This is a genomic window from Pseudomonas sp. PS02290 (assembly GCF_029960075.1).
Lineage (GTDB): Bacteria > Pseudomonadota > Gammaproteobacteria > Pseudomonadales > Pseudomonadaceae > Aquipseudomonas.
The window spans coordinates 21,869-40,737 of sequence record NZ_JASCOY010000049.1; the positions used below are offsets into that span (position 1 = coordinate 21,869).

14 protein-coding genes are annotated in these 18,869 nt (G+C 55.1%); 5 read left to right on the forward strand and 9 right to left on the reverse strand.

Annotated features, from left to right (window positions below):
- Positions 1-495: 495 nt before the first annotated feature.
- Complete coding sequence (locus QMX88_RS19210; protein WP_280319783.1) at positions 496-2,859, forward strand: heavy metal translocating P-type ATPase; 2,364 nt, start codon at positions 496-498, stop codon at positions 2,857-2,859.
- A 205-nt stretch (positions 2,860-3,064) separates the two neighbouring features.
- Here the strand turns inward: QMX88_RS19210 and flgB are convergent, their stop codons facing one another.
- The 4 genes from flgB to QMX88_RS19230 form a co-directional block, all read right to left on the reverse strand.
- A complete protein-coding gene (gene flgB, locus QMX88_RS19215) occupies positions 3,065-3,478 on the reverse strand; it encodes a flagellar basal body rod protein FlgB (protein ID WP_065990716.1) in 414 nt (137 codons plus the stop codon).
- A gap of 567 nt (positions 3,479-4,045) precedes the next feature.
- Positions 4,046-7,174 carry an efflux RND transporter permease subunit gene (locus QMX88_RS19220; RefSeq protein ID WP_280319772.1) on the reverse strand — a complete coding sequence of 1,043 codons (3,129 nt, stop codon included), beginning with the start codon at positions 7,172-7,174 and terminating at the stop codon, positions 4,046-4,048.
- A complete protein-coding gene (locus tag QMX88_RS19225) occupies positions 7,167-8,645 on the reverse strand; it encodes an efflux RND transporter periplasmic adaptor subunit (RefSeq protein WP_282371853.1) in 1,479 nt (492 codons plus the stop codon). The genes QMX88_RS19220 and QMX88_RS19225 overlap by 8 nt, the downstream gene beginning before the upstream one ends.
- Positions 8,642-9,904 (reverse strand): TolC family protein, encoded by a 1,263-nt coding sequence (locus QMX88_RS19230; RefSeq protein ID WP_282371854.1) that lies wholly within the window; start codon positions 9,902-9,904, stop codon positions 8,642-8,644. Before QMX88_RS19230 ends, QMX88_RS19225 begins: the two co-directional genes overlap by 4 nt.
- 666 nt (positions 9,905-10,570) lie before the next feature.
- Between QMX88_RS19230 and QMX88_RS19235 the strand changes: the two genes are divergently transcribed.
- The 4 genes from QMX88_RS19235 (at position 10,571) to QMX88_RS19250 (ending at position 13,903) form a co-directional block, all read left to right on the forward strand.
- Positions 10,571-10,831 (forward strand): heavy-metal-associated domain-containing protein, encoded by a 261-nt coding sequence (locus QMX88_RS19235; RefSeq protein WP_104685741.1) that lies wholly within the window; start codon positions 10,571-10,573, stop codon positions 10,829-10,831.
- 48 nt (positions 10,832-10,879) lie between these two features.
- Positions 10,880-11,326, forward strand: a complete 447-nt coding sequence (locus tag QMX88_RS19240) for a DUF411 domain-containing protein (protein ID WP_104685743.1) — start codon at positions 10,880-10,882, stop codon at positions 11,324-11,326.
- Between the two features lie 478 nt (positions 11,327-11,804).
- Entirely contained in the window at positions 11,805-13,673 is a 1,869-nt protein-coding gene (locus QMX88_RS19245; RefSeq protein ID WP_104685744.1) for a sensor domain-containing diguanylate cyclase, read from the forward strand.
- Between the two features lie 44 nt (positions 13,674-13,717).
- Complete coding sequence (locus QMX88_RS19250) at positions 13,718-13,903, forward strand: hypothetical protein (RefSeq protein ID WP_158662847.1); 186 nt, start codon at positions 13,718-13,720, stop codon at positions 13,901-13,903.
- A 635-nt stretch (positions 13,904-14,538) separates the two neighbouring features.
- Here the strand turns inward: QMX88_RS19250 and QMX88_RS19255 are convergent.
- The 5 genes from QMX88_RS19255 to QMX88_RS19275 form a co-directional block, all read right to left on the reverse strand.
- The gene (locus QMX88_RS19255; protein WP_104685749.1) at positions 14,539-14,892 is read right to left on the reverse strand and encodes a DUF2790 domain-containing protein; all 354 of its coding nucleotides are present in this window, start codon (positions 14,890-14,892) and stop codon (positions 14,539-14,541) included.
- Positions 14,893-15,067: 175 nt separating this feature from the next.
- A complete protein-coding gene (copD, locus tag QMX88_RS19260; RefSeq protein ID WP_104685750.1) occupies positions 15,068-16,000 on the reverse strand; it encodes a copper homeostasis membrane protein CopD in 933 nt (310 codons plus the stop codon).
- Positions 16,001-16,003: 3 nt separating this feature from the next.
- Positions 16,004-16,387 carry a copper homeostasis periplasmic binding protein CopC gene (copC, locus tag QMX88_RS19265; protein WP_074294860.1) on the reverse strand — a complete coding sequence of 128 codons (384 nt, stop codon included), beginning with the start codon at positions 16,385-16,387 and terminating at the stop codon, positions 16,004-16,006.
- A 68-nt stretch (positions 16,388-16,455) separates the two neighbouring features.
- Entirely contained in the window at positions 16,456-17,424 is a 969-nt protein-coding gene (locus QMX88_RS19270) for a copper resistance protein B (RefSeq protein WP_104685804.1), read from the reverse strand.
- A gap of 9 nt (positions 17,425-17,433) precedes the next feature.
- The coding region (locus QMX88_RS19275; RefSeq protein ID WP_282371855.1) for a multicopper oxidase domain-containing protein at positions 17,434-18,869 on the reverse strand (1,436 nt) is incomplete at its 5' end.

The window sequence follows — 18,869 nt, forward strand, 5'->3', positions numbered from 1 at the left end:
TGCGTCTATAGTTTTACAGCTTTAGCCTTCGCCCGGATCGTTTGGCGTAAAGGGAGTCGGCTAGTGCTAATCGTGACCTCCACTCTAGGGCCCTTGCTCCTTGGTCTGTCGGCGCCGTTATGGCGCCGTTCTTTTATGCGCTCCCTAGATACGACTCGTCTCCCTCGCGGTCTCTCGCATAGGCCACCAGTCAATATCTGGAATTGTAAGTTCATCTGTGCGCCTAGCCAGCGTTTCAGGCAACGGGGCAAAAAAGCGAAGGCCCGAGCTAGCGATACGGCATCCCCGTTCTGATCCGTGTTGTCTGCTTGTGATTGCATATCCGGAATAGCGAGCTAGCATCGGAACGCTGACTGCACCGACAGGTCAGTTCTATCAAGTACTGCTGCTGTTAGCCGACTCCGGTAACTATAGAATCCAGGAAAATCTGCAGGCGCTACTGCAAAGCACCAGGTGCATGTCTCCTGTACGAGCGCCGCGAAAAAAGGATAGCTAATGGACACTGCTCCCCACCACAACCCTGAGCCTGAGCCTGAGCACGACCATGCAGCTCCGCTCCCTGAGGCCGGCCGACGTGATCCAGTCTGCGGTATGTCGGTTACGCCCTCGAGTGCATTCGTCGAGCATTACCACGGTCACCGCTATTTTTTTTGCAGTGACAACTGCCGGGTAAAGTTCCAAGCAGACCCTGAACGATACGGCCGCGATCATCGGGGCGCAGAGCCCACGAGTCCTTCAGGGCCTCCCGTAAAGGCGGGAAGTGACTTCACCTGTCCCATGCATCCAGAGGTAAGGCAATCAGGACCCGGCAATTGTCCTAAATGTGGCATGACACTAGAGCCGGTGATGCCTACGCTAGGTGAGGACGAAAATCTTGAGTTCCGGGATTTTAATCGCCGCTTTTGGTGGTCGCTTCCCTTGACCCTCATAGTCACGCTGCTCGCGATGACAGGGCACTCGTTACAGCTCTTTCATGGCTCAGTCCAAAACTGGGTCGAGTTAGGCCTTGCGACGCCCGTAACCTTATGGGCCGGTTGGCCTTTTTTTATCAGAGCCATGACGTCTGTTTCAAATCGCAGTCCGAACATGTGGACTCTGATCGGGTTAGGCACCGCCGCAGCCTACCTCTATAGCGTCGCGGCAACGCTGTTCCCGCAAGTTTTTCCCAGCAATTTTATGCAAGATGGACGAATCGGCGTCTACTTCGAAGCAGCAGCCGTGATCATATCCCTCACCTTGCTTGGGCAGGTTCTTGAGCTTAAGGCGCGGTCGCAAACGTCCGCCGCCATCAAATCCTTGCTTGGTCTATCCCCCAAGACCGCTCGCAGGATCAATGCTGGTGGGCTAGAGGAAGATGTTCCGCTTGCCCACGTTCATTTGGGAGACCGTTTGAGGGTCAGGCCAGGTGAGAAGGTGCCGGTCGATGGCTCCGTATTAGAAGGAGAAAGTGCAGTAAACGAGTCCATGCTTACAGGCGAACCAGTTCCCGTAATGAAACGTGCTGGAGATAGCTTGATAGGCGCCACGCTAAACACACATGGAAGTATGGTTATGCAGGCCCAAAAGGTCGGGGCCGAAACCATGTTGTCTCAGATCGTGCAAATGGTCGCTCGGGCACAGCGCTCTAAAGCACCGATGCAGCGGATGGCTGATTCCATTGCCGGTTACTTTGTAATGGGCGTTATCTCTATCGCCGTCATGACGTTCATAGGCTGGGGTATCTTCGGCCCAGAGCCTAGCTGGGTTTTTGGTCTGATCAACGCTGTGGCTGTACTGATTATCGCGTGTCCCTGTGCGCTGGGACTTGCAACACCAATGTCCATCATGGTTTCGACTGGAAAGGCCGCCAGCCTAGGGGTGTTATTCAGGGATGCCAGCGCCATCGAGAACCTTTGTAAGATCGATACGCTGATCGTTGATAAAACGGGAACGCTAACGGAGGGGCGCCCAGTCTTTCACAGTGTCGAGGCCACACCTGACTTCGCCCCCCACGATGTTCTTCAATGGGCAGCTAGCCTTGATCAAGGCAGTGAGCATCCTTTGGCTCGTGCCATTGTCGATCACGCCCGAGCTGAAGACATTCCGCTCACCAAGCCTGAATCTTTCGACTCGGGCTCTGGCGTTGGAGTGAGTGGCTTTGTAAATGGCAAGAGAATCCAATTGGGTAACAGTGCATTGATGAAATCAGCTGGCATTGACATCAAGGTGTTCCAAGAGCATTCGGAGTCATTGCGCACTCAAGGCATCAGCATCATGTATCTCGCGGTTAATGAGCTATTAGCAGGGCTATTAGCCGTATCAGACCCTGTTAAATCTACGTCCAAAGAAGCGGTCATCAAGCTCACCGCCGATAACGTAAAGATCATAATGGCTACTGGAGACGGACTTACCACCGCGCGAGCGGTTGCGAAGGAGCTCGGTATCGAAGAGGTTCATGGTGAAGTAAAACCTCAGGACAAAGAGCGCCTGGTTGCCGAACTTCAAAAAGATGGCCGAAAGGTTGCCATGGCTGGCGACGGAATTAACGACGCACCGGCTCTCGCTCGAGCGAATGTGGGAATCGCGATGGGAACAGGGACTGACGTCGCAATGAATAGCGCACAGCTAACGCTGGTGAAAGGTGACCTGATGGGGATTGTACGGGCTCGGGCTCTTTCGGTCGCGACGGTAAGAAACATGCGGCAGAATCTTGGCTTCGCTCTGCTTTACAATTCATTGGGTATTCCCCTCGCTGCAGGTCTGCTCTATCCGCTGACAGGGCACCTTCTGTCGCCGATGATCGCTGCGCTAGCAATGAGCGTCAGCTCTGCATCTGTAGTTTTTAATGCGTTAAGGCTCAGAAGTGTCCGGGTTAGCTAGCGTCAATGCCGGGGCTGCCGGGGCTATAGCAGCAATAAGCAGCGCCTTAGATATGTCTCATTGTTTTGGCGGCCGTTGCCTAGGGCAGATTATAGCGGTCAAACACTGAAATGGATGTTAGGCTTTAATGGCTCGCGCCTGTCAAGATGACGGGACTGCAGAGCTGCTGCCGAAGCAGTCTCCGCTACAGAGGCCGAGTAAGGAGTTAGTCCCCTCGCAGCACTTTGAGTAGACCTTTGAACGCTCCATTCAGCCTTGTGAAGGCGGCATCGAAATGAATCTGGTTTTCCGTGTATTTTGCAATCTCAATCTGTTGGTCAACTGTATTTTGATCAAGGGAAGGTTGGGTTGGGGTGCTGTACAATAAGTCATCACCGTACGATTCACTCGTCGATGTGTTTGTTGAGATATGCTTTTGACTGGTCGTGCGCAAAGACAGCGGATTGCCAAGACCTTGTTTTGTCTGGCTGGCGAGCACAGCAGAAAAGTCCAGGTCTCTGGCCTTGAAGTTTGGGGTATCGGCATTAACGATATTATTACTTAGCACTTCAGCTCTTCGACTGCGATAAGTTAAAGCTCTCTCCGCAGAGCCCAACGACTTTTCAAAACTAATACTCATTTTTAATATCCTTCAGTTACGCTACGATTTAACGCAACAAGCCCCAGGGAAAACCCCAGAGCTCAGAAAATTAATTCGATCATGTGCCACTGCACTGCCTAGACGATACGCACCATTGCATCAGCTTCCAAGAGAAATATCGCAACCTTACATAATGGTAATGTTGAACGGCGCTTGCTGCTGAGGATGAGTCCTGTTCTTGTTTTCGTGGCCGGCTCCCCTCGAGTAGGCTCGCCTTGATTCTGTCTGAAAGCGGGCCGCGTTAGCCCAGCGAAACCTGCGCGTCGGTTCTGGCGGTTCTCACTATTCGCCAAGTGATTCATAAGGCTGGTCAAGCAGACCCTCCGTTGCATAAAGCTTGACAATCGTATGTCCAAACGGCCGGGCGTTTCGCTCAGCCGTCAGCTTGGACCTCGCAAAGGCGCCGGTTTTGGTCGTTCGCCTCGGCACTGGTATCAGAAGAGCTCCATTGTTGAGATCATTGGGTCCTGCCTGGGTGGCAGCTTGCTGGGCTTCATCAGTTAGGAAGCATCTCGGAGCGCCAAGTTGACCTCGGCGCAATCTGGACTAACGACGTGACGGGTTTCGCTTCATCAGCCAGTAGGCTGCGGGTAAAACCAACATCGATAGCAGTGGCGCCGTTATCATGCCGCCGACCATCGGCGTCGCAATGCGCTTCATCACCTCCGAGCCGGTCCCGCTCGCCCAGAGAATGGGCACTAAGCCCGCGATGATCACCGCAACGGTCATTGCTTTGGGCCTTACCCGCAACACTGCACCCTCGCGAATAGATTCGAGCAAGGCCGTGCTGTCATCACGACCCGCATGGAGTCGAACCTGCCAGGCATTTTTCAAGTAGATCATCATGATCACGCCAAACTCGGCCGAGACCCCAGCCAAGGCAATGAAGCCTACCCCTGTAGCGACTGATAGGTTGAAGCCAAACCAATACAACAACCAGACCCCGCCCGAGAGCGCGAAAGGTAAAGTCATCATGATCAGCAGCGCCTCGCTGATCCGATTAAACGTGAGGTACAGCAGGACGAAAATAATCAGCAAGGTTGCCGGAACGACCCATGTCAGTCGCTCATTGGCTCGTTCCAAAAATTCGAACTGGCCTGAATAAGAGATGGTCATGCCCTCGGTTGGCTTTACAGCCTGGGTAACGCGCTGCTGGAGTTCTCTGACCGTGGAAGCCAGATCCCTGCCTCGTACGTCGACATACACCCAACCGGACAATCGACCATTTTCACTGCGCAGCATCGGAGGCCCGTCGCTCAGGCTGATATCCGCGACCATGCCCAACGTGATTTGCTGCCCCGCCGAAGTCAGGACGGGCAATTCGCGCAGAGCGCTCGGTGTGTCACGCCATTCTCGGCCATAGCGCAAATTGATCGGATAACGTGCCAGACCCTCCACGGTCTCGCCGATGTTGCTGCCACCGATCGCCCCGGACACAACGTCCTGAACGTCCTCTATGTTCATGCCATAGCGGGCAGCGGCCAGTCGATTTATCTTGATATCCACGTAGCGTCCGCCGGTAAGGCGCTCTGCCAATGCAGAGCTGACGCCAGGTACCCCTTTAGCGACGTCTTCGATTTGCCGAGCCACGCGATCGATTTCGGCCAGCGACGTGCCGGCGATTTTCACGCCAATCGGGCTTTTGATTCCGGTCGCTAGCATGTCGATCCGATTGCGAATGGGTGGAACCCAGATATTCGAAAGTCCGGGGATTTTGACGGCGCTGTCCAATTCTTCGATCAGCTTGTCCATTGTCATACCTGGCCGCCATTGCTCCTTCGGTTTGAATTGGACTGTCGTTTCGAACATCTCTAACGGCGCAGGGTCGGTGGCCGTTTCGGCCCGCCCCGCCTTGCCAAAAACGCGTGAGACTTCGGGAACCGTGCGTATCAGGCGGTCGGTCTGCTGCAGAAGTTGCGCAGCTTTGCTTGCCGAAAGGCCGGGCAACGCGGACGGCATGTACAAGACATCGCCTTCATCCATTTGGGGCAAGAACTCACCGCCCAATTGGCTTAGCGGCCAGAGGCTGGAAAGAAAGACGAGCAGCGCGAGCGACAACGTCAGTTTAGGCCAGGCCAATACAGCGTCGAGGACGGGGCGGTACGCCGCTATTAGCCATCTATTCAAAGGGTTCTGCTGTTCTGTGGGAATCCGACCGCGGATCCAATAGCCCATCAGCACCGGAACCAGCGTTATCGAGAGCCCTGCCGCAGCAGCCATCGCATAGGTCTTGGTAAACGCAAGCGGGCCAAAAAGACGTCCTTCCTGAGCCTGTAACGTGAAGACGGGCAAGAACGACAACGTGATGATCAAAAGGCTAAAGAACAAGGCGGGCCCAATTTCAGCCGCAGCGCCGGCAATGACAGCCCAATGCGCCTCTCCTTGAAGTTTTTCGTCAGGGTGGTTGTGCCTCCAGAGCTCGATATGCTTGTGCGCGTTTTCGATCATGACCACTGCCGCATCAACCATTGCCCCGATCGCAATGGCAATCCCACCCAAGGACATAATGTTCGCGTTGATGCCCTGATACCGCATCACAATAAAGGCAACCAGGATGCCCATCGGTAACGTGATGATGGCGACCAGAGAGGAGCGCAGGTGCCAGAGGAAGAGCAAGCAGACCAGTGCGACAACGCCAAATTCTTCCAGCAGTTTGTAGCTCAGGTTGTTAATAGCGCGATCGATCAGCTGCGAGCGGTCATAGGTCGTGACCAACTCCACGCCAGGCGGCAGGCTCGCCTTGAGGGTTTCGAGCTTATTCTTCACCGCTTGCAGAGCTTCGCGCGCATTTTTGCCGGAGCGCAGGATAACTACACCTCCGACAACTTCCCCTTCACCGTCCAGCTCAGCGACGCCGCGGCGCATTTCAGGACCTAGCTGAACGGTTGCCACCTGCCCAAGTAAAACCGGAACACCTGTGGCCGACGCTCGCAGAGGTACGCTTTTGAAGTCCTCGAGGCTTTGAAGATAACCCGACGCTCGTACCATGTACTCGCGCTCGCCCATTTCAAGCACTGCGCCGCCGGTCTCCTGGTTGGCCCTGCGAAGGGCCTGGGCGACGTCTTGTTGAGTGACGCGGTAAGCGACCAGCTTCTGAGGGTCCATCACGACCTGGTATTGCTTGACCATGCCGCCCAGCGTTGCGACTTCGGCTACATTGGGTAGCGTCTTGAGCTCGTACTTTAAAAACCAGTCCTGAATGGAGCGCAGTTGGGAAAGATCATGCGTGCCGGTACGGTCAACCAATGCGTATTGATAGATCCACCCTACGCCGGTTGCATCGGGGCCTAGCGTGCTTACGACGCCTTTTGGCATACGGTCCTGGGCTTGATTAAGGTATTCCAGCACGCGTGATCGCGCCCAGTAGGGGTCAGTGCCGTCTTCGAAGAGCACATAGACGAAGGAGTCGCCAAAGAACGAATAGCCACGAACCGTCTTGGCGCCCGGAACCGAAAGCATGGTCGTCGTTAAAGGATAAGTGACCTGATTTTCAATAATCTGGGGAGCTTGCCCTGGATAACTGGTACGGATTATGACTTGGGTATCTGACAAGTCGGGCAAGGCATCCATCGGCGTACTGCGTACTGACCAAATTCCTCCGACCCCAAGGAACAGGGTGACCAATAGCACCAGAACGCGATTACCGATGGACCAGCGAATGAGGGGCTCAATCATCTCGGTGCTCCTTGCGGGTCAACCGTTCAACCAACAGTCCCGCGTCGGTTTTCGAGACGGCGATATCGACGTGGTCGCCAACCCGCAAACCGTCCAGTAGCTCCGGCTTGGCTAAAGGAAAGGGCATCGTCATGCCCGGCATCCCCAAGGTAGGGAATGGCCCGTGCTTCAGGGTTACGCTGTCCTTATCGAGATTGATGATCTCTCCTTCGGACATATGTAGTTCAGGTCCTTCGCCCGGCTCGGACTCGCCCGGTTCGGCGCGAGCCAATAGCCCCTGCAGGCTGGCCTCGGAATCAAGCAGGAACTGGCCAGAGCTTACAACCGCTTGCCCTTCGGACAAGCCTGACAATACTTGCGTCTTACCGTCGGCCTCCCGGCCGATGCCAATCGCTTGTGGTCTATAACGTCCCTCTGATTCCGCGAGCATGACCAGCGTCCGTTTGCCGGTGCGAATGACGGACTCGGATGGAATCAACAAAGTTTGTTCCTGACCAGACGCCCCCAATCGGACGGAGGCGAACATCCCGGGTCGAAGTCGGCCATCGGCATTGGCCAGCTCACTGCGCACGGTCACGGTTCTTGTGATGTTGTCTGCGGAGGGCAGAATGCCAATGACTTTGCCCGTTAGAGTCTGCCCTGGAAATGCTGCGAGGGTCGCAATCACCTTGGACCCCATCTGAACATTGCCAAGGGCCGCCTCGGGGATCGCAGCGTCGAGCCAAACGGTGGAAAGCCCGTTTATCTTTGCCAGGTCCTGCCCTTTGGAAACAGACATGCCGACCTGCAACCCCAATGACTGAAGCTCGCCAGCCATTGGGGTGACGATTGTCTGCACCGCGACAGGCTTTCCTGAGCGTTGCACCTGATTGATCACTGATTGAGGCATGCCCAGAAGACGTAAGCGCTCGCGAGAGGCGTCAATCAACTCATGATCGCCGGTCTGTTTCACCGCAATGAATTCAAGCTGGGCGGCGGACCATTCCGGGATGAGGAGGTCAGCCAAAGGAGCGCCTGCTGGAAGAACATCCCCGGCGGCGCGGCCGTAAACCTTTTCCACGTAGCCACTCGCGCGAGCCTGGAGTGTTGCTATCTCCCGCTGGTTATAAGCCACGGAGGCTACTGCGTCCGTGGCTGAATCGATGATCCCAAGCGTTGCCTTCGCTGTGCGAATACCTAAGTTCTGTATGGCTTGCGAGGGGACCGCGAGTGTTCGGCTATCTTCAACACCGCCGGCATATTTCGGTACAAGCTCCATATCCATGAAAGGTGAACGGCCAGGCTTATCAAAATGCTGGTCAGGTTTCATCGGGTCATACCAGTAGATGACCTTCGCAGTGTCTGGCATTGACACTGAAGGCGTGCTGCCTGGCGCCGGATCGCTGGGCTTGCCCACCAGATAGCCGGCAATGACTCCCGCCATTAGCAGCCCAGCTCCGACCATGGGTAACACGATGCTGGTAGGCCTCATTTCAAAGCCTCCACGTACGCAAAGTAGAGGTTGGAACTCAGCTCATGCAGCTTCCTTTGCTGCTCGACCCGCCGAAGCCGTGCCTCGATCAATGCCCTGCGAGCTTCAATAACCGCACTCAGCTGACCGGTACCGGCTTTATAGCTGGCCGTCTCCAGCGCAACCCGCTTACTGGCCAGAGGTATATAGGTGGCCTCGTTTCGCTCCAGCGCTTTACGGACCTGGCTGACCTCGGCTAATCCGCTTTCCCGCTCGGCCTCATGGTTGCGCAGGGTCACTTCCTGTTGTGCCTCCATCTGAGCAACATTTTGCTGCTTGGCCTGGATACGAGGCCCTTGTCGAGACCCAACGAAGATTGGAAGGTCGAAGGTGAACTGCAGGCTTACCATGTCGCCGAAGCGGTTATCGCGATTGCCATAGACAAACTCGACTCCCCAGTCTGGCTTCTTTGCAGCAATGGCCTCGTCGAGCTCAGCGTTCGCTTCAGTGACCCGAGCGCTAGCAGCTTGCAGATCTGGATGAGCCGACAGGCTGTGGTGAGCAGGATGAGTATTCAGATCAAAAGCTGGCGCAGTTCCTGAGAGTTGAAGATCAGCGTCGGGACCTATATACCGCCGTAGCTTGGCGCGAGCTATGGCAACATCACGGGCCAGTTCGTCCCGGCGGTCCTCCAGCGCAAGCATTTCTTGGCGAACTTGTATGAGGTCCGCTGCCCTTGAGCTACCCCCCACCACCTGAGCGGGCAGGGTTGAAAGCTGAACGCCAATCTGCTTCTGCATCTCATCAAACAGATCAACCGTCTGTTGGGCATAGAAAACCTCAAGCCAGCCCAAGGCCGCTTGGCGCTTGGTCTCAAGCACCGTCGCACGCTGCTCCGCTTGTGTACGGCCTACGGCTGCCTGGGCGAAGCGGCGTCGGGCATCTCGCTTGTCGCTGTTGGGAAATTCCTGCATTAGCCCAACACGGCGCATCGTCATGGAGTCACGGTCAAGCGAGTATCGGTCCTGGCCCTCGATAGGCAGATTATCGACGCCCAGGATTAGCTTGGGGTCAGGTAACGCTCCAGCAGGCACGACTGATTCCTGTGCTGACTGCACCTGAGCCAGCCCCGCGAGGTTTTCTGGAGCGGTCAACTCAGCCAGCTGTTGCGCGCGTTCAAACGTCAGGTCCGCGGCAGGGGTGCGCAGCGAATATAGGCAAAGCAGAAGCATCGCCAACATGCTTGCGTGCCGTCGATGTGCGAAGAGAAGAGCAGGCATGAATAGCCTCCAATGCAAAGGTCAGCGCCGCCGCTGAAAAGATGGCGGCAACGATTACGTATTCTTAAAAGGATACGATTCGGACGTAAGCATCAGGCGAAACGGGGCGGGCGCCACAAATCCACGGGAACCCGCTGTACAGTGAGCGCGAAGTGGATCAACTGCGGAAAGGGGCGTAGCGGCGCAATATTTTGTGCAGCGTTGATCTGGACCATAGCGCTGCTTTGACAGTCCTGCCCGGCTTTGCAAACGGACTTATGATCAGTGGACGCCAAATCACCCATGTTTGCGCAGGGTTCGTCCGCCAGGGCGTGCTGTGCACCATCCATCATTGTCTGCATCGGGCACGGCTCGGCAGGCATGACTGTGCCCACGCTTGCGAATGACGGAAGAATGAGGCTAAAAATCATGAACACAGCCAGTGCGAAGCGGGACATGGAAGGCAATCGGATCTCGGTGAATTACATCATCGGCGTCAGCGAGCACTATCGAAACACAACGTGACGCAATATCCCAGTTTAATCGCACAAGCTTACAAAATTGTAATCGAGTGCAATCAGGCATAACGCTTAATCTATTGACCTAACGGGGCTTGACCTTGCCACGTAGTCAAGGTTGAAGATTGGTCGACGGTCAGGATTTCTGGCCACGACTGAGGATTTCGTCATGAGTACAACCGAATTAACGGTACAAGGCATGAGCTGCGGCGCATGCGTTAAGCATGTCAAAGCTGCGCTGGTGGCTTTGCCTGGAGTCGTAGATGTAACAGTCGAGCTGAAAACCGGGCAGGTATCGGTCAGCGGATCTCCTGACGAACAAAGCCTGGTAAATGCCCTGAATGAAGCTGGATACCCCGCTGAGTTGGCTGTCACGGTCCGTGATTCCACTCCCAGCGCTCAGACAGGCCGCGGCTGCTGCTGTCGTTAAAATTATCGAAAACTGAGCGGCAAACGCCGGCTCCATATAAGGAATGTCATGGCCAACTTACGGCTAACGCTTGTTGCAGCACTTTTTTTTGCAGGCGCGGCAAATGCCGCGGATACGTTGACACTCGACGTGCACCGCGACGCCAATTGCAGCTGCTGCAAGGCTTGGATCAAGCATCTTGAAGCCAATGGCTTCAAGATCCACGATCATGTTGAAAGCAACATGAGCGCCGTTAAGCAGAGCCTCGGTGTGCCGCAAGGACTGGCGTCCTGCCACACCGCGGTGATTGATGGAAAGTTCATCGAAGGCCATGTGCCTGCCGCACAGATCAAGGACCTGCGCGGTCGCCAAGACTTGGTGGGCATTGCAGTCCCTGGCATGCCTATGGGCTCACCAGGAATGGAAAATGGTCAAACGTCACAGGCTTACGACGTTATCGGTCTGAGCAAGACAGGAGCACAGGTGGTCGTGGCGAGCTATCCAGCGAACAAGTGAGCAGCAGTCGAATTGATGTATCTCCAACTGCATGGGGCCAGTCGGGCTGTATTCGGACCGCCAATCAATGAGCCAGTAGACCACGACCAGACATTGTTCGCTTCGAGCAATGGACGCGAGAATGCCCGCACATTTGAGGGGTGCATGGGCCCTGAGATGATATGGCACTGTGCTCGGGCGGACTTGACCACTTCTTCAATTCGGCTTGGTATGGCATTTGCGCTGACTTGACCAGACGCATCGTACCCTTGACGGGCCGAAAGCAGCCTGGTGCTAAGTGGTGCAGCAGACCTATACGGCTGGTGCAGCATGTCCCATGCTCTAGTCATTCAGCCTTCACTTGCAAACTAAAAACCGAAGCTTGGGTCGGTCAACGGTGCAGCGCTCGCCGGAGAGTCGGGACTACAAATTCTCAGGCAAGCGACCGAAAGTATTGGAACGCGCGTCCGGACGGGGTCACCAAAAGGATCATATCGCAATGCTGATTGCCCCTTACCCGATTAACGAGGAAGCGCGGCTGGAGTTTCTCCGCAGCCTGGATGTTCTGGATACAGCTACCGAGGAGACATTCGACCGGTTCACCCGAGTCCTGGCCGAGTTGTTGCAGGTGCCCACCGCGTTGATATCGCTGGTTGAGGCCGACAAGCAATGGTTCAAGTCCAAGGTGGGACTGGATACTTGCGAAACATCGCGGGATATTGCGTTCTGTGCCCATGCCCTGCATGCAGAAGGCTCTCTGGTCGTCGAGGACGCGGCCACAGATGTCAGGTTTCACGACAACCCTCTTGTTGTCGGAGCGCCCTTTATTCGATTTTACGCCGGCATCCCTCTTCGCTCCAGCGAAGGCTATGTAGTAGGCACCCTGTGCGCGATTGACCATCGCCCAAGGGTAATTACTCAAAGCACCCTCACAGCTATGAAAGATCTGGCCCGGGCGGTCGAGCGAGAATTGTTTCATCGCAGCATGTCCGGCCAGGCCCGGACAATCTATGAAGATGAGCGTCGCGCTCGGTCACTGAGTGAAACAAGGTTCGCTACAGTTTTTCAAGAAACTCCGACAGGGAAGGCCATCGTCGATCTGGACGGGCGATTTTCAGTCGTTAATCCTAAATTTTGCGAGATAACGGGTTATTCGTCAGACGAGCTTCTGAGCAAGACGTTTCAGGAAATCACTCACGCGGACGATATCCAGCAGGATCTGGCCTTGGTTGCGGATCTTATCAACGGCTGTCGCAAGAACTACTCGTTGGAAAAGCGTTATGTGCGCAAGGATGGGTCACTTGTTTGGGTCGACTTGAGCGTCGCGATCCTGCGAGAGGCCGCGGGTGCGCCCCTGGATCTTATCGCGGTGATCCTGGATATCACCACGCGTAAGCACAGCGAGGAGTTGATACTGAATCATCAGCACGAACTAGAGCAGCGCGTAGTTGAGCGAACCGTTGACCTTGTGAGAAGTCAGGAAACCCTTCGATCCATCGCTGACAACGTGCCGATGTTGATCGCGCAGGTGGATTCGGAGTTGCGCTATGTTTTTAATAACGCCAGATACAAGGAGATTTTCAATGTCGATCCGTTGTCGCTGCGAGGAAAGTCTGTCCAGACTGTCCTGAAGCCTGCGGTTTACGAGGAACTTTTGCCGTATTTCGACCGTGCCCTAGCGGGCGATCGCAGCACTCGGGACGACATTCGCTACGATGATCTAGACGGCCGGATTTGGCGCGCCACCTACATACCCGACGTGCGTGACGGAGCCATCGTTGGATTCTTCGTCATGTCTCTGGACGTCACTGAACAAAAGCGTAAAGAGAAATCGCTGACAGACAGGGCCTTGCTCGATCACTTGACCGGTTTGCCTAACCGCGCGGCCCTGATGGAAAAACTCAGCGAGGCCGTCGGCTCAGCAGAGCGAGGCCTGGCTGATTTTTCGGTTTTTTTCCTCGATCTTGATGGCTTCAAAAGGGTCAACGATGAGTATGGTCACGACCTTGGCGATGAACTCTTATGCCAGGTATCCGAACGGCTTCGTCAAAAAGTGCGTCAGCACGATACTGTGTGCCGCTTGGCGGGCGATGAGTTTGTCGTGATTGCGTCAGGCGCCAAGGCTCAGGACACTTGCGAACGAATCGCTGCTGCTATGTGCGCAACCCTCGCGCAGCCTTTTCACCTGCGTGGGCATACGGTAAAGATCGGCACGAGCGTGGGGGTCACGGTCTGCCCGGCCTACGCGTTGACCACACCGGAGCAATTGTTAGCAAGTGCTGACGCGGCCATGTACGTCGCCAAGCGCGCGGGACGCAACTGTTATCGCTTCGCCCCCGCGGTATGTAGCAGGAGGGGTCATGCTTAAAAGCGTCAACAGAAGTGCACTGTGAGGCCCCCCGGCTGATGACCATGTCCAGTGACAATGCCATCGGCCGTGCCCGTCTGATGTTCGCGCTGATCAGAACGAGCGGCACCGAGGCTGCGGCCGAACCAAAGACGCCCCCGCTCAAGCTTTATCGTCTCGCTCTGTACAACTGCAGCCTGATCAATCGTGCGCAGCTTGAAGACTCACGGTCGAGGCCAAGCTGGCGTTGAGCGGTCGGACGTCATTTAAAGGCAGCTGAGCAGGCTTCAGGTAACTGGTGCTATATCGCACTTGATGAGGGCGCGGCGTTTCTTAGAGGAGTTGGCAACCACCTATCACTATAGTGGCAGCCGGTTAAGCGTAAGGTAGTTTTTTTGCATACGAGAACCGGCCGCGCGAAGATGACGAGGTCATCATCCCTTCCGTGGCGAAGGCCACCTTGTCCAGGAAAGGCTGGGCCAGCGCGCTGGGCGATTCCCCGAGACGATCGCGTGGGTTGCGTGCTCTGCGGCAACGCCCAGTGTGCAAGCGACGGCCGGAGCCGTTCGCGCACATAAGGGCGGCAAGAATCATGGCAACTTTGCCCAGCATCCTTGGATCAACTCCTGATTCAGCTGCGCCGGTTGCCCAACGGGCCGGAGTAGATGGCGGATCTGATCTATAACGTTCTAGCCGACGTGACGCTTACCGGGGCGATTCACTGAGCGCTTGTCAAGTTCACGCACCGCTTGTTATGCCGTTACCTTTAAAATTCTGAAAGAGTTCTAAGGGATGTAATCGTATCAGTGCGAGTTTAGTTTCCAACGTCGTTAGCAGCGCAATTAATAGAACGTTAAGCTCAACTACCGAACCGGACGGCTAAACATCAGTGTGCATTAGTGCAGTTGTTGGGCAGCATAACGTATTCAAGAATTTTGATATTGCCATTACTATCCTCGTAATTCATTTGTGCCGGCATTACGCCGCAGTTGCCAAAAGCGAGACGGCTTCCCTTGGCTGAAGTCGTACCTAATACTTTAGCAACATCTGCCTTGAAGCCATATTGATAATGAATCACCTCAGGTTGACCCTTTCCTTTGGATTGGGCATATTTTTCCATAGACTTTTCGTTGGCTCTGATCATTTCGCCATAGACTGGGTCGTTTCGACCATCAGCGGATGCAAAAGAAGTCACGAAGGCAAAGCACAACGCAAGTGAAAGGGAGGCAAGGTTGTTCATTTTACAAATCTCCAGGTGCATATGTTTGTGTGGAGACTATAACGACAGAAAGCTGTCGTTAATGTGAGCTCAAAGTTACATTTCAGTAAGTCTGATGACAGCGAACTATGCCTAAAATGCGAAAGGCCCTTTTCGGGAAGAAAAGGGCCTTGAGGATGACCAGGGCCGGTAGCTATCAGGCAGCCATGTCCATTGCTGGACTTAATGTACCTAACCAAGCTACCAGCAACAGAATTGCCACCGAAGCGGAGAACTCCAGGACCATGCTGCGCCTCAGAGCATTTACCGCTGATGTGTAGTCGCCCGCCTGTAATGATTGCTCCAGTAATGGGCTGAGGTGGAATCGGTTGAGTGCTGCGAGTACCACCATTCCACCGAACAGCGCGAGTTTTGCGAAAAGCAAAATACCGTAGGTACTGTCGGTAACGCCATCCAGGCTGGGCCCTACAATGAACAGGTAATTAACCACGCCCGTTGCGACAATGACTCCAACGATAAGAGCGCCTACCGACTCAAAACCCGTTAACGCACGTGAAAGGACCTCGACCAGGTGCTTCGCCTCAAGTTTTTTAAGCCTCAACAACAGTCCGAACGCAGCCAGGGCCCCGATCCAGCCTCCCGCCGCTAGCAGGTGCAGGATGTCAGCGGCAAAGTGCCAGAACCTGCGGGTTCCCTCGTCCATTGCCCCATGGCCATTCCAGGCAAGCGAAGCAAGCGCAAGCCCCGCACCTGTTGCAGCAATCCAGAGGCTTGACGACGGCCAGCGCTTGTTCTGGGTCGCCGCAAGCAGCGCCAGAGCCAGAGCGAACATTCGGATGATCCATGTAAAACCAGCTTCGGTTTCAGTCAGCATCATCCCAATGTGGGGTTGGAGCTCCGCCCAGTCAGCAGCGCCGCTCATGTTTTGCGCAAGAATAATCATCCCGACGACGGAAAGCACCATTCCCATTGCAGCGGTCGCAACCAGCAGCGACTCAAAATTCAACACTGCCCCCGATATCCGCTCTCGTCCGCGTAGGCTGTAAAGCCCAAATACCGCCAAGCCAAACAGCAACATCAGGTCCGTATAAAGGGCAAAACGCAGTACAACGTTGACAGAGTCGCTCATGGCTTACTTCACTTTGAACGTAACATTTCCGGTTATTGGATGCGTGTCAGATGACACAGCGCGCCACTCCACCTTGTATGAGCCTGCGGTCAAAGGTGAAGCTGGTGTGACGACCATGGTTTTAGGGTCGCTACCGCCAGCGACATTGGCCTTTACAGCCATGGGGGAGTTTGGCATGCCAGGCATGTCAGTCATGATCAGCTTGGCGCCAGAGAACTGAGTCACGAGGTTCTCGGAGAAATGCAGTTCGATCTTACCTGGAGCCGCACCCGCTTCACCTTCGGCGGGCGTGGACGACACGAGCTTAGGGTGAGCTTGGGCCAAGGCGCTCATCAGCAGGCCGCCAGACAGCGCAACAGCAACAGCAGTAGTTTTGAAAATAGACATGCAAGGCTCCTCACAGCGCAAAGCTGTAGGTTTGAGGTTTGGTTTGTTGTGTCACTTTTAAGATGCGTTTAGAACCACATACGGACACCAAGAACTAGGCGTGCTTCGCTGCGGTCCTCGCCTTCCGCTCGGGCGTAATCGGCAGAGTTTCCATATGATCGGTTCCATGTCACCCCGATGTAGGGTGCGAATTCTCGCCGTATTTCATAACGTAATCTAAGGCCTAATTCGGTTTCGGATAGGCCAGATCCAATACCGCGCTGAGGATCATTCTTTCCGTAAAAATTGATCTCGGCGGTGGGCTGAAGAATGAGCTTATTCGTCAGCAGAATGTCGTAATCACCTTCTAATCTCGCTGCGGTTTGGCCGCCCTCGCCAAGGAAAACCGTGGCTTCTGTTTCGAAGTTATAGAGCGCTAAGCCCTGAAGGCCAAACGCAGCCCACGTTTGCGGATCACCAGGTTTGAAATCCTGACGCACCCCACCCACCACGTCCCACCAGGGGCTGATAGCGTGACCCCATAATGCTTGCGCCTCTGCCTGTTCGGTTTTGCCATTGGTCCGTTCACCCTCTGTGCGCAACCACAGACGGTCCACATCGCCGCCGATCCAACCTTTGGCGTCCCAGTTAAGGACGCTGCCTTCATCTGCGTTCTGCCATTCCAGCTGGTCAATGAGCATGAACGAGTTGTAGCCACTGTCATGTACTTCATGGCCGCCGGGAGCGTTGTAGACAGCGGCTCTATCAGCATCCGTCAGAACAGGAATTGGCGTGCGGCTCTGAGTCGGCGCCTGCTGGGTATTGGGGGCCATCCCGGTCATTTGGCTGTGGTCCATGCCCTGCATCTGGCTGTGGTCCATGCCTTGCATCTGGTTATGGTCCATGCTCTGCATTTGGCTCTGATCCATACCCTGCATCTGCCCGTGGTCCGAGGCTTTGGCGCTGTCGGCTGCCGCTACCCATTGACTTGGGCCCAAGGTTAACCCGGCAGCTACGACCGCTACGTGTACGTAGGTGATGCGCAAATTGGTTCTCATGGTCATTTCTTACTCCTCCACACGTACTTCACGGAACATCCCCATTTCCATGTGGAAAAGTAGATGGCAGTGGTAAGCCCAACGCCCAAGCGCATCGGCGGTCACTCGATAGCTACGCTTGGAGCCTGGGGGCATGTCGATCGTGTGCTTACGGACCATGAAATTGCCGTTCTCGTCCTCAAGGTCGCTCCACATACCATGCAGGTGAATCGGGTGAGTCATCATCGTATCGTTGACCAATACAACACGGACCCTTTCGCCGTATTTCAAACGTATCGGCTCTGCGTCGGAAAACTTCACGCCATTGAACGACCAAGCGAACTTATCCATATGACCTGTCAGATGGAGCTCAATCGTGCGGCCGGGATCGCGGCCGTCGGGATCTTCAAAGGTACTTCTTAGATCCGAGTAAGTTAAAACCTTGCGCCCGTTGTCGCGAAGGCCCATGCCGGGGTCGTCAAGCTTCGGCGAGGTCGACATCGCCTGCATATCGACCAGCGGATTGTCTTTTTCGGTTTCTGGATGGGACTGCATAGCGCCCATCCCCGCCATCCCAGACATGCCGCCCATGGACATCTGACTATGGTCCATGCCAGCCATGTCCATGCCTTTCATGTCCCCACCGTCCATACCAGACATGCCTTGCATGCCGCCTTGGTCCATGCCCTGCATCTTGCTGTGGTCCATGCCAGCCATGCTGTCCATGCCTTTCATGTCACCACCATCCATACCAGACATGCCTTTCATACCAGACATGCCTTTCATACCAGACATGCCTTTCATACCGCCCTGGTCCATGCCGCCCATGTCTCCCATACCTGCCATCCCACCATGATCCATCCCCGCCATGCCCATGTCGGCCATGGTCACTAGGGGACGCGGATCTAACGGCGGTACTGGGGCGGTCAAACCGGCACGGGCAGCCAGCGTTCCACAGGCATACCCTGTTCGGTCCATTGACTGGGCGAAAAGCGTGTACGCCTCTTGGGTGGGCTCGACGATCACATCATAGGTTTCGGCTGTTGCGATCCTGAATTCATCCACGCTGACAGGCTTGACGTATTGTCCATCAGACGCCACTACCGTCATCTTCAACCCTGGGATGCGGACGTCAAAGTACGTCATCGCCGAACCGTTGATGAAGCGAAGGCGGATCTTCTCGCCTGGCCGGAAGATGCCCGTCCAGTTCATGTTTGGCGCTTGGCCATTCATCAAGTACGTGTAGGTCGCTCCACTCACATCTGCGATGTCAGTGGGGTTCATCTTCATTTCGGCCCACATCTTTCGATCAGCGACGGTCGACGACCACCCTTTTTCGCTGACGTCGTGAATGAAATCTGCAACCGTCCGTTTGTGATAATTGTAGTAATCGGACTGCTTCTTGAGCTTGCTCATCAAGGCGCCTGGATCTTCGTCGGTCCAGTCAGTCAGCATCACCACATAGT

Bases quoted from the DNA above. Each gene is read 5' to 3' on its own strand.
- QMX88_RS19235 (WP_104685741.1), top strand. From the start codon at position 10,571: ATGAGTACAACCGAATTAACGGTACAAGGCATGAGCTGCGGCGCATGC.
- copC (WP_074294860.1), bottom strand. From the start codon at position 16,387: ATGTCTATTTTCAAAACTACTGCTGTTGCTGTTGCGCTGTCTGGCGGC.
- QMX88_RS19230 (WP_282371854.1), bottom strand. From the start codon at position 9,904: ATGCCTGCTCTTCTCTTCGCACATCGACGGCACGCAAGCATGTTGGCG.
- QMX88_RS19245 (WP_104685744.1), top strand. From the start codon at position 11,805: ATGCTGATTGCCCCTTACCCGATTAACGAGGAAGCGCGGCTGGAGTTT.
- copD (WP_104685750.1), bottom strand. From the start codon at position 16,000: ATGAGCGACTCTGTCAACGTTGTACTGCGTTTTGCCCTTTATACGGAC.
- QMX88_RS19255 (WP_104685749.1), bottom strand. From the start codon at position 14,892: ATGAACAACCTTGCCTCCCTTTCACTTGCGTTGTGCTTTGCCTTCGTG.
- QMX88_RS19220 (WP_280319772.1), bottom strand. From the start codon at position 7,174: ATGATTGAGCCCCTCATTCGCTGGTCCATCGGTAATCGCGTTCTGGTG.
- flgB (WP_065990716.1), bottom strand. From the start codon at position 3,478: ATGAGTATTAGTTTTGAAAAGTCGTTGGGCTCTGCGGAGAGAGCTTTA.
- QMX88_RS19240 (WP_104685743.1), top strand. From the start codon at position 10,880: ATGGCCAACTTACGGCTAACGCTTGTTGCAGCACTTTTTTTTGCAGGC.
- QMX88_RS19250 (WP_158662847.1), top strand. From the start codon at position 13,718: ATGTCCAGTGACAATGCCATCGGCCGTGCCCGTCTGATGTTCGCGCTG.
- QMX88_RS19210 (WP_280319783.1), top strand. From the start codon at position 496: ATGGACACTGCTCCCCACCACAACCCTGAGCCTGAGCCTGAGCACGAC.
- QMX88_RS19225 (WP_282371853.1), bottom strand. From the start codon at position 8,645: ATGAGGCCTACCAGCATCGTGTTACCCATGGTCGGAGCTGGGCTGCTA.
- QMX88_RS19270 (WP_104685804.1), bottom strand. From the start codon at position 17,424: ATGAGAACCAATTTGCGCATCACCTACGTACACGTAGCGGTCGTAGCT.